Here is a 10,903-nt window from a genome sequence, read left to right on the forward strand (position 1 = left end):
TCCCGCACATAGCCGGCTTGACGGTATCCGTGCGTGGAACCACGCACGGATACCGTCCAGCCGGCTATGTGCGGGCGTACGCTCGGCCAGCGCCTGCGTGCGTGCGCGGTGATGGCGCAGCGAGCGGGCAGGAGCGGGCGGCACAACGCGCTTCGCAGCGCGGCTGAGACGGGAAGTCAGACGGAATGGCATGTGAACGATGCTTCGCTTGTATGGATGGCGCCCTTGAGAGCGCACTGGTATGAACGGCCTCGGATGGCGCAACGGATCTTACCGAAACTCGCTGCGCGCCGCGCCCGCCAGAATTGACAGGCCGCAACAGGCTACAGGGGATTCATGACGGGCAAAAGTCGCGATAAACCCTTGTGCCACAAGGCGTGTGCCGCATACCGCCTGTCGGTGAGGCCAGCGCCGCGGCGAACAGTTCCCTTGAGCCGGATCAAATCCGCGATTGGCATGCCCCTGCGCACGACAATGGTGCTGTTCGCGGCATCCGGCGCCGATTTACAATCGTGTCACATTCACACAATAAGCGTCTGGCATCCCATGTCGTCTCCATTGCAGTCGGAATCGATCCGCGCGCAAGTCGCGGAATTGCGCGAGCGCGGCTTTGTCGTCGCGCGTGGCCTCGTCGGCGAGGAACAATGCGCGGCGCTCAGACAGATCGCGGAGCGCCAGTTGCGGGAGGCGGCCGAGCCGATCGAGTTCGAGGCGGACCTGCGCTACCCGGGTGCGCCCGAGTCCAAGCATGCGCCGGGCGGGCATACGGTGCGGCGGCTGCTCGATGCGTACTCGCGTGATCCGGCCTTCGCCGAGCGTGCGATCGCACCTGAAATCGGGGCGTGGATGCGCGCGTATTTCGGTGAAGAACCGGTGCTGTCGCGCGCGCATCACAACTGCATGATGACGAAGCACCCCGCGTACGGCAGCCTGACCGGCTGGCATCGCGATTTCCGCTACTGGTCGTTCGAGCGCCCGGACATGGTGTCGGTGTGGCTCGCGCTCGGGCCGGAAACGAACGAAAACGGCGCACTGTGGCTCGTACCGGGGTCGCATAGGGCCGAATTCGGGCCAGAAGCGTTCGACGATGCGAAGTTTTTCCGCAGCGACCTGCCGGCGAACAAGAAGATGATCGACGCGGCCACGTGCCCGTCGCTGCAGACGGGCGACGTCGTGTTCTTCCACAGCAACACGCTGCATTCGGCCGGGCAAAATCGTTCCGACCAGGTGAAGTTTTCGCTCGTGTACACGTACCACGGCGCGAGCAACCGGCCGGTGCCGGGCACGCGCTCGGCGTCGAGGCCGGAAGTGCAGTTCTAGGTTCGGATCGGACGGGTGGTGACACCGCCGCGATCACGCGATGCGGCGCATCGCGGGCGTTTGAAGCAACGGGCGGCCTGGCCGCCCGTTTCGTTTGGTGTGGCCCGAACGTATGACGCGGGCCATGTGCGCATCGCGCGGTTGTGCGCTCAGCGCTTGCTGCCCGGCATCGCGAGGCCGATCAGGCCGATGAACGATGCGACGGCGCCGCCCACGATCAGCAGGATCGTCTTCGTTGCGGGCGAGCCGGTGAAGAAGCGCGACACGTTGTCATTGATCGAATGGAACGACTGGCCGCCGAAATAAAGCAGCACGACGCCGCCGACGAGCAGCGCAACCGAGATGACCCGGGACATACCAACCTCGCTGAAACGGTGATTCGAGACGCCGCAGTGTAGGCGACGACCGCGGCCGCGTCCATCGCCGTGCCGCCGAGCGCGTTCCGGCCGCTTTCGCTACCATAGTCGTCGTATGACTCCTTCGCCGCCGCCGCGCCGCGTGCGCGGCCGGCGCGCGTCCCCTCTCCCGATGTCCTGACGGAACCGACTCATGGCCTACGAAGCAGCTTCCGAACGTTATGCCGGCATGCAATACCGCACCTGCGGCAAATCCGGGCTCAAACTGCCCGCGCTGTCGCTCGGTCTGTGGCACAACTTCGGCGACTCGACGCCGATCTCGACGCAGCGCGACATCCTGCGCACCGCGTTCGACCTCGGCATCAACCACTTCGATCTCGCGAACAACTACGGGCCGCCGTACGGCAGCGCGGAAACCAACTTCGGCCGGCTGCTGAAGGAAGATTTCCGGCCGTATCGCGACGAGCTGCTGATCTCGACGAAGGCCGGCTGGGACATGTGGCCGGGGCCGTACGGCAGCGGCGGCGGGTCGCGCAAGTACGTGCTCGCGAGCCTCGACCAGAGCCTGCAGCGGATGGGGCTCGACTACGTCGACATCTTCTATTCGCACCGCTTCGACGCGCACACGCCGCTCGAGGAAACGGCGGGCGCGCTCGCGTCGGCCGTGCAGCAGGGCAAGGCGCTCTACATCGGCATCTCGTCGTACTCGGCGGCGAAGACGCGCGAGATGGCCGAGCTGCTCGCGCAGTACAAGGTGCCGCTGCTGATCCACCAGCCGTCGTACAACCTGCTGAACCGCTGGGTCGAAACCGAACTGCTCGGCACGCTCGACGAGATCGGCACGGGCAGCATTGCGTTCACGCCGCTCGCGCAAGGGCTGCTCACGTCGAAGTACCTGAACGGCGTGCCGGCCGACGCGCGCGTGAACAAGCCGGGCGGCGGCTCGCTGAAGCAGGATCACCTGAGCGCGGACAACCTCGAGCATGTGCGCAAGCTCAACGCGATCGCCGAACGGCGCGGGCAGAGCCTCGCGCAGATGGCGCTCGCATGGGTGTTGCGCAACGGCCGCGTGACGTCCGCGCTGATCGGCGCAAGCCGGGCGGAACAGGTGCGTGAAAACGTCGGCGCGCTGAAGAACCTCGAATTCTCGGCGGAAGAACTCGCGGAGATCGATCGTCACGCGACGGAAGGTGGCATCAATCTGTGGGAAAAGCCGTCCACCGATCAGGCGATCTGACCGGCGGTCGATACGGCATGCGAAACATCGTGTGCCGTATCAATGGCCTGCGCGCAGCACATCGCATCGCTGCAATGCAGCGATGCACGCCACGCACGGGTGGTGCGCCGCTAGATCAGCGCAGGCAGGCCTTCGACTAGCAACACCGCGACGCCGACGCCGAGGATGACGCCCAGCACGCGCAGCAGGTTGTGGCGGAATTCGGTTGCGCACGGCACCGCGCCGAGAAATAGCGCTCCGGCCAGCGCCATCGGAATCAACAGGATGAAGTCGCCGATCGTGAAGTAGGTCGTCATGCGTGTCTCCAAGGTCGACCGGAGTGGGCGCTTGCGCGCGTGCTCCGGCCCCATGCCGGGTGTTTCTAGTATTGGTCCGACCCGATTGCGAGCGGGGCGGTCAATTCGAGTATAGGCAAACGACGACGCTTTTCGCTATCCGAACCATTAAAAATCAGCGGAAAGCCCGGCGAATCGCGCATTTTTTCCGCAAGTTCGACGAACGCCTTGCACGTATCTTTCCCGTGCCTTTCGATTTTTGCGGATTCGTCGTATGTGTCCGATGCGTGCCGCCGCACCCGCGGGCGCGGCGGCACGCCCGCTCACGCGCGGTCGGGTTGCACGCGGGCGGCCGGTGCGCGGAACACGAGTGCGAGCCCCGCGATGATCGCGCCCATGCCGGCGAGCGCGAGCGGCTCGGGCCGGTTGCCGAGCCACACGGCATCCATCAGCGTGGTGACGACGGGCACGAGATAGAACAGGCTCGTCACGTTGACGAGGTCGCCACGCTGCATCAACCGGTAGAACAGCAGTTGTGCGATCACCGAAATCACGATGCCGAGCCACAGCAGCGGGATCACGAATGCCCAGCTCATGTCGAACGACACCGGCCGGAACGGCACGATCGCCACGCACAGCGCGAGGCCGATCGCATTCTGCAGCGGCAGCACGTCGGCGGGCGCCGCACGCACGCGCTTTTGCTGCAGCGAGCCGGCGGTCAGCGCGACGAGCGCGGTGAGCGCGCACGCGATGCCCGCGAGCGACAGGCCGCCGTCCCCAGTGCCGCGGAACACGACGAGCGCGAGGCCGGCCAGCGACAGCGCGAGCCCCGCGATGCGCACGGGCTGCCAGCGCCGTTCGACGATCGCGAGCGTGAGGATCGGCTGCACGCCGAGGATCGTCGCGAGCACGCCCGGTGCGATCCCGCGTTCGAGCGCGAGCAGGTAGAAGATCGAATAGCCGCCCATCATCAGCAAGCCGGTCAGCGCGGCCATGCGCCGCTCGCCGCGCGGCGGCAACCAGCGTTTGCGCAGGAAGGCCAGCCCGAGCAGCACGAGCGATGCCAGTGCGAAACGTGCGGTGAGAAAGACGAACGCGGATGCGTGACGCAGACCGAGTTCAGCGAAGATCGCGCCGCTGCTCCACAGCAGCACGAAGAGCGACGTCGCGCCATGCGCGCCGAGCGCGCGTTTGAACGAAACCATGTGAATCCACCTGTCGAACGGATCGAAATGTTCCATTCGCGCGCGCAGCAACACGCCGTGCGTCACGACACACGAATGCAGGCCTGCGGGCGAATGGAAGACGAAACGGAAGCCGGCTGGTCAGCCGGCGCGTGCCGCCGGAGGGGGCGGCGCGGCGCCGACGAGCGGCGGTGCGACAGGAGGAGGAAGGACCGACGGATGCGCGCACGCCTGCGGCCGCGAGTCGAACTGCGGCCGGGATTTGGCAAGGGCGGACGTGAACGGATGCATCGTGTCGGAATGCGCTTGAACGCGAATGAGCATCAAAGGTACCGCAAGGCCGGCATCGGACGCAACACCTGCCGGCGGCATTGCATGACGAAGGGCGAAGGGCGAAGGCGATGCGTGCACAACCATCGCTGCGCGGGCCGCGTTCGACGCAGGGGGAAGGTGATGACGGTGCAGCGTGGTTCGGCAACCGCAGTCGCGCGAATGTGCGTGGCGACCCGGCACCGGACCCACGTTGCGCGCGGGGCGTCCGTCACGCGTGTGCCGCGGTGATGCCGGGGATTCGGCGGGCAGTCACATTCGACAGGGTATGATGGGGGTAACCGGGCGGGCAAGCGTCTACCCCGGTGCAGTGGTTGATTGGAGACATTCGACGAATTCGCGGCACTTCGCCTGCTTCTTCTTCTTTTCGTGCTTCGATAAACCGTGAACAATGGGATTACGCGCAACGCTCCGTCGAGAGCGCGCGGATCGTGCATTTGCCGGCCCCCAGCGGGCCGGGTTTCAAGATTCAAGAGTGGGGAACCATCATGCATGTCGGGTCGATTGTCTGCACTACCCATATCGCGGTGCCGAAGGGCGCGCGCGGCATCGTCCAGCGCGTCCTGGGCGACATGGCCATGGTGACCTGGTACGCGGGCGTACCGGGCGAGTCCAAGGAACTCAACACCGAGCCGTTCTTTCTCGAGGACCTGATCGACACCGGCGAATCCGTGCTGCCGGCCGGCGCGGCGCTTCACTAAGCGCAACCACCGCACCGGGCGCTCGTCTTTCGGCCCGGCTGGCGGCACAATGCGGGGCATGAAAGACGTCACTTCCGCTCCCGCTTCTCCCGCCGGCCCGCCGTTCGCCGGACTCACGCCCGAGTGCGTGCTCGACGCGCTCGACAGCGTGCTGATTCCGGCTGGCCTGCGCACCGACGGGCGCCTGCTCGCGCTCAACAGCTACGAAAACCGCGTCTATCAGGTCGGCATCGAAGACGGCCCGCCGGTCGTCGCGAAGTTCTACCGTCCGGCGCGCTGGTCGGACGAAGCGATCCTCGAAGAGCACGCGTTCGTCGCCGAACTCGCCGCGCGCGAGATTCCGGCGGTGCCCGCGCGCACATTCGACGGCCGCACGCTGCACGCGTTCGACGGCTTCCGCTTCTCGATCTTCGAGCGGCGCGGCGGCCGCGCGCCCGACCTCGATCGCAGCGACACGCTCGAATGGCTCGGCCGCTTCATCGGCCGGATCCATGCGGTCGGCGCGACGCAGCCGTATGTCGCGCGCCCCGTGCTCGACATCAGGACGTTCGGCTACGAGCCGCGCGACTACCTGCTCGCGCACGATTTCATTCCGGACGATGTGCGGCCCGCGTACGAGACGGCCGTGACGCTCGCGCTCGAAGGCGTCGAGGCCGCGTTCGAGCGGGCGGGCGAGATCCGCCTGCTGCGCACGCACGGCGATTGTCATCCGAGCAACGTGCTGTGGACCGATGCCGGCCCGCATTTCGTCGACTTCGACGACAGCCGGATGGCGCCCGCGATCCAGGATCTGTGGCTGCTGCTGCCGGGCGATCGCGAAGGCGCGTCGCGTGCGCTGGCGGACCTGCTGGCCGGCTACGAGGATTTCTGCGAATTCGAGCCGCGCGAGCTGCATCTCGTCGAAGCGCTGCGCACGCTGCGGCTGATCCACTACGCGGCATGGCTCGCGCGGCGCTGGGACGATCCCGCGTTTCCGGCCGCGTTCCCGTGGTTCAACACGCATCGTTACTGGGAAGCGCGCGTGCTCGAGTTGCGCGAGCAGATCGGCGCGATGCAGGAAGGGCCGCTCTGGCCCGTGTGACGGCGCGCGCGGCATCCTCGCCGCGCGGCATGCCGGTGCGGGCCGCGGCGCGATGCGCGCGGCCCGTTTCCCGTTTGGCTCAGAACTTCAGCATCAGCTTGATCAGCGCGGCGAAGCGCTTGCCGTACGGCGGCGCGAGCAGGTTGCGTGCGTTCAGGCGCGGCTGCGTGAGCACCGGCTTCATCTTCGAGAACGTCACGAAGCCATCGTAGCCGTGATACGCACCCATGCCGCTCGCACCGACCCCGCCGAACGGCAAACTGCCGCACGCGATGTGCATCAGCGTTTCGTTGATCGACACGCCGCCCGAGATCGTTTCGCGCATCACGCGGTCGATCGTGCCGCCGTCCTCGTCGAACAGGTAGAGCGCAAGCGGACGCGGGCGTGCATTCACGTATGCGATCGCTTCGTCGAGCCGTTCGTACGGCACGAGCGGCAGCAGCGGCCCGAAGATTTCCTCCTGCATCAGTTGTGATGCAGCCGGCACCTGCGTGACCGCGCACGGCACGAAGCGGCGCGATGCAGGATCGGATTGCGCGTCGGACAGCGGATGCAGCTGCGCGCCGGCCGACTGCGCATCGCTCGCGAGCTGCTGCAGCCGCGCGTAGTGGCGCGGCGACACGATCGTCGTGTAGTCGCCGTTGGCCGACAGGTCGGGATACATCTTCGCGAAGCGTGCGCGCGCGCGCTCGATGAACGCGGCTTCCATCCCGCGCGGCAGCAGCACGTAGTCGGGTGCGATGCAGGTCTGGCCGGCGTTCAGTGTCTTGCCCGCGACGATCGCGTCGACGGCCGCATCGAAGCGTGCGTTCGGGCCGACGATCGCCGGCGACTTGCCGCCGAGTTCGAGCGTGACGGGCGTGAGGTTGTCGGCGGCCGCACGCATCACGTGGCGGCCGACATGCGTCGAGCCGGTGAACAGCAGGTGATCGAACGGCAGCCCGCTGAACGCGGCACCCACTTCCGCATCGCCGTTCACGACCGCGACGTGGTCGCGCGTGAAGGTCTTGGCAATGAGCTGCTCGAACAGCGCCGACGTGCGCGGCGTCAGTTCGGACATCTTGATGATCGCGCGGTTGCCGGCCGCGAGCGCGCAGATCAGCGGGCCGGCCGCGAGCAGCACCGGATAGTTCCACGGCACGACGATGCCGACCACGCCGAGCGGCTGCGGAATCACCTTTGCGCGCGCCGGGCGCAGCCACTTGTTCATCGGTTTGCGGATCGGTCTCATCCAGCGCTTGCCGTGCTTGAGCGCGTCGTCGATCTCTTCCTTCGCCATCCAGATTTCCGACAGCAGCACTTCCTGCTTCGCGCGATGACCGAAATCGGCACTGATCGCTTCGGCGAGCGCATCCGCATGGTCGATCAGCATCGTGCGCAGCGCACGCAGGTGTTGCACGCGCGTTTCCCATGCCGGATACGGCGCGCGCAGGTAGGCCGCGCGCTGATCGCGCAGCAGCGCCGTCAGCGCATCCACCGACGGCAGGGCTTGCGGGGCCAGTTCGGGCAGGTCGTTCTTCATGTCGTCTCCTCCAGTTGGGCCTGGCTGGTCGGCCGGCCGTCACGCCGCACGCGCACGCTCGGCGAGCGCGGCGACGCGGATCGGGGTGGTGCGTGTCGCGCGGCGCGGGGCCGGATGCGACGTGTGCTCGAAAAACGGTTGAAGCGTGCAGCGGGCGTCGCATCCACGCGACGGTGTGCGCATCCGGAAGCCGCTTGCTGGCGCATGCGCGTGCGGCGCGATGTGGCTGCCGACCGGCACGCGTCGCTGCGCCGCGCGCGCCTGCCGGTGAACCGAAGCGGCGCGGCGCGACGTGTATGCCGGATCGTGCCGCAGCGCATCGTGCCGCTGCGGCGACAAACCGTCCAAACGGTCGGCGACGACACGTGCCGTTCGATTTCGATCGATTGCGCGCATGACGCCGAGCATCCCCGCGCGGGCAGCCGTTTGAAATGAAATGCGGGCTGCGCGCATCGCATCCGGACAACCCGGTCGGCACGCGGCCTGCAGAACCTGGCGCTGCATCGTCGTCACTCCCGTTTCGCGACGGATCGGCTTCTGGTGGCCGGCGCGTCGCGCACAGCGAATCGATACATCTTAAATTTAGTTCACGCGGGCGTTTAGAGGAATCGCTCTTGAATCCGCGCGCCGCGCGCGCGACGGCCATTCCTACAATGCCCGAATTACAAGAGGGGACGCGGTCGCGCGGCGGCGGTGCCGGGCGCCTTCCATGACACGACGGAGACGTGACATGCAATACGACTACATCATCGTCGGCGGCGGTTCGGGCGGGTCGAGCCTGGCAGGCCGTCTCGCCGATGCCTGCCCCGATGCGACGATCGCGCTGATCGAAGCCGGTTCGCATACGGAGCGCAACCTGCTCGTCAACATGCCGGTCGGCATCGCGGCGCTGGTGCCGTTCAAGCTCGGCACGAACTACGGCTACGAGACGGTGCCGCAGCCCGGCCTCGGCGGGCGGCGCGGCTATCAGCCGCGCGGGCGCGGGATGGGCGGCTCGAGCGCGATCAACGCGATGATCTACACGCGCGGCCACCCGGGCGACTACGACGAATGGGCGCAGCTCGGCGCGACCGGCTGGGGCTGGCAGGACGTGCTGCCGTATTTCCGCCGGGCGGAAGGCAACGCACGCGGCGCCGATGCGTGGCACGGTGCCGATGGCCCGCTGACGGTGTCGGATCTGCGCTTTCGCAATCCGTTCTCCGAACGATTCATCCAGGCCGCGCATGCGGCCGGCTATCCGCTGAACGACGACTTCAACGGCGCGACGCAGGAAGGCGTCGGTTTCTATCAGGTGACGCACCGCGACGGCTCGCGCTGCAGCGTCGCCCGCGCGTACATCTACGGCCGCAACCGGCCGAACCTGCACGTGATCACCGATGCGACGGTGCTGCGCGTCACGTTCGACGGCAAGCGCGCGGCCGGCGTCGCGGTCGCCCGCAACGGGCGCGTCGAGACGCTCGACGCGCGCGCGGAAGTGATCCTGTCGGCCGGTGCGTTCAATTCGCCGCAACTGCTGATGTGTTCGGGGATCGGGCCGGCGGAGCAACTGCGCCGGCACGGGATCGCGGTCGTACAGGATGCGCCGGACGTCGGCACGAACCTGATCGACCATATCGATTTCATCATCAATACGCGCGTGAATTCATCGGAACTGGTCGGCGTGTGCCTGCGCGGGATCGCGAAAATGACGCCCGCGCTCGCGCGCTATTTCTCGAGCCGCACCGGGATGATGACGAGCAACGTCGCGGAGGCCGGCGGCTTCATCAAGAGCGATCCGTCGCTCGAGCGTCCCGACCTGCAACTGCATTTCTGCACGGCGCTCGTGGACGACCACAACCGCAAGATGCACTGGGGCTTCGGCTATTCGCTGCACGTGTGCGCGCTGCGGCCGTTCAGCCGCGGCACGGTGGCGCTCGCGAGCGGCGATGCGCGCGACGCACCGTTGATCGATCCGCGCTTCTTCAGCGATTCGCGGGATCTCGACCTGCTCGTGCGCGGCACGCAGGCGATGCGCAAGATCCTGTCGCAGGCGCCGCTCGCGTCGCAGGGCGGGCGCGAGCTGTACACGCGGGCCGACCAGGGCGAAGCGGAGCTGCGCAAGACGATCGTCGAGCACGCCGACACGATCTACCACCCGGTCGGCACCTGCCGGATGGGTTCGGATGCGCGCGCGGTCGTCGATCCGCAACTGCGCGTGCGCGGCGTCGAAGGGTTGCGCGTGGTGGATGCGTCGGTGATGCCGACGCTGGTCGGCGGGAACACGAATGCGCCCTCGGTGATGATCGGCGAACGCGCGGCGGACTTCATCGTCGCCACGCGCAAGGGCGCGGTGCCGCGCGGCGAGGCAGCCGCTGCGGTGCACGGCCGCTGAGCGGCGCGCGCACGGCGGCGGCCATGCTCAGGCAAACGTATCGACGAGGCCGGCGCGGCTCACGCTCGCGGCGGCCGGTGCGGATTGCGCAGCGCCGACCGGTGCATCGACGGCTGACGATCCGCCGCTCCCGCGTCGCGACGACTGGCCGCCGGCGAAGGATTGTTGCGGGTTCTGTTGCTGCGAGGCGAAGCCGCCGTCGCTGACGGTCGCGCTGCCGAGCCCGAGCCCGCCCGCTTCCATTGCCTCGCGCAGCTTCGGCAGCGCGGCTTCGACCGCTTCGCGCACCTGTGCGTGCTGCGACACGAACAGCGCATGAGCGTTGTTGTCCGCGACGCGCAGCACGACCTGCAGCGGCCCGAGATCGGCCGGATTGAGCGACAGTTCGGCGCTCTGCTGGTGCGCATTCGACAGGAACACGACCTTCTGGCTCAGCGCGTCCGTCCAGTCCGGGGTGCTGATGTGCGGCGCAAGCACGTGCGCGTTCGCGGCGGCGATCGCCCCCGCGGCCGGCGACAGCTGCAGG

The 10,903-nt window shown here is 67.5% G+C and carries 11 protein-coding genes and 1 pseudogene; 6 read left to right on the forward strand and 6 right to left on the reverse strand.

The window, feature by feature from the left end:
• Window positions 1-192 (reverse strand): annotated as a pseudogene (locus G3O00_RS43610) (hypothetical protein); the annotation flags it as partial.
• Between the two features lie 354 nt (window positions 193-546).
• Here G3O00_RS43610 and G3O00_RS34670 point away from each other — a divergent pair.
• Complete coding sequence (locus G3O00_RS34670; RefSeq protein WP_206145674.1) at window positions 547-1,320, forward strand: phytanoyl-CoA dioxygenase family protein; 774 nt, start codon at window positions 547-549, stop codon at window positions 1,318-1,320.
• Between the two features lie 149 nt (window positions 1,321-1,469).
• Here the strand turns inward: G3O00_RS34670 and G3O00_RS34675 are convergent, their stop codons facing one another.
• Complete coding sequence (locus G3O00_RS34675) at window positions 1,470-1,676, reverse strand: DUF3185 family protein (RefSeq protein WP_174933828.1); 207 nt, start codon at window positions 1,674-1,676, stop codon at window positions 1,470-1,472.
• A 193-nt stretch (window positions 1,677-1,869) separates the two neighbouring features.
• Between G3O00_RS34675 and mgrA the strand changes: the two genes are divergently transcribed.
• Window positions 1,870-2,913: an L-glyceraldehyde 3-phosphate reductase gene (gene mgrA / locus G3O00_RS34680; protein ID WP_206145675.1), complete on the forward strand. Its 1,044-nt coding sequence runs from the start codon at window positions 1,870-1,872 to the stop codon at window positions 2,911-2,913.
• A 110-nt stretch (window positions 2,914-3,023) separates the two neighbouring features.
• Here the strand turns inward: mgrA and G3O00_RS34685 are convergent, their stop codons facing one another.
• Both G3O00_RS34685 and G3O00_RS34690 read right to left on the reverse strand, forming a co-directional pair.
• A complete protein-coding gene (locus tag G3O00_RS34685) occupies window positions 3,024-3,209 on the reverse strand; it encodes a hypothetical protein (RefSeq protein WP_011353526.1) in 186 nt (61 codons plus the stop codon).
• 302 nt (window positions 3,210-3,511) lie between these two features.
• Window positions 3,512-4,393 carry a DMT family transporter gene (locus G3O00_RS34690; protein ID WP_206145676.1) on the reverse strand — a complete coding sequence of 294 codons (882 nt, stop codon included), beginning with the start codon at window positions 4,391-4,393 and terminating at the stop codon, window positions 3,512-3,514.
• A 797-nt stretch (window positions 4,394-5,190) separates the two neighbouring features.
• Here G3O00_RS34690 and G3O00_RS34695 point away from each other — a divergent pair.
• Together G3O00_RS34695 and G3O00_RS34700 are read left to right on the forward strand one after the other, a co-directional pair.
• Window positions 5,191-5,403 carry a hypothetical protein gene (locus tag G3O00_RS34695; RefSeq protein WP_011353523.1) on the forward strand — a complete coding sequence of 71 codons (213 nt, stop codon included), beginning with the start codon at window positions 5,191-5,193 and terminating at the stop codon, window positions 5,401-5,403.
• Window positions 5,404-5,452: 49 nt separating this feature from the next.
• Entirely contained in the window at window positions 5,453-6,484 is a 1,032-nt protein-coding gene (locus tag G3O00_RS34700) for a serine/threonine protein kinase (protein ID WP_011353522.1), read from the forward strand.
• A 79-nt stretch (window positions 6,485-6,563) separates the two neighbouring features.
• Here G3O00_RS34700 and G3O00_RS34705 read toward each other — a convergent pair whose 3' ends face one another.
• Complete coding sequence (locus G3O00_RS34705; protein ID WP_206145677.1) at window positions 6,564-8,006, reverse strand: coniferyl aldehyde dehydrogenase; 1,443 nt, start codon at window positions 8,004-8,006, stop codon at window positions 6,564-6,566.
• Between the two features lie 204 nt (window positions 8,007-8,210).
• Between G3O00_RS34705 and G3O00_RS34710 the strand changes: the two genes are divergently transcribed.
• Window positions 8,211-8,441, forward strand: coding sequence for a hypothetical protein (locus G3O00_RS34710; RefSeq protein ID WP_206145678.1), 231 nt, complete (start codon window positions 8,211-8,213; stop codon window positions 8,439-8,441).
• Between the two features lie 295 nt (window positions 8,442-8,736).
• On the forward strand, window positions 8,737-10,377 hold the full coding sequence (locus G3O00_RS34715) for a GMC family oxidoreductase N-terminal domain-containing protein (RefSeq protein ID WP_206145679.1): 1,641 nt from the start codon (window positions 8,737-8,739) through the stop codon (window positions 10,375-10,377).
• Window positions 10,378-10,404: 27 nt separating this feature from the next.
• On the opposite strand, the gene G3O00_RS34720 is transcribed toward G3O00_RS34715, so the two are convergent.
• Window positions 10,405-10,903 (reverse strand): flagellar hook-length control protein FliK (locus G3O00_RS34720; RefSeq protein ID WP_206145680.1); only part of this gene is annotated, 499 nt, incomplete at its 5' end.

The organism is Burkholderia sp. Ac-20384, assembly GCF_017104605.1.
GTDB classification, from domain to species: Bacteria; Pseudomonadota; Gammaproteobacteria; order Burkholderiales; family Burkholderiaceae; genus Burkholderia; species Burkholderia lata.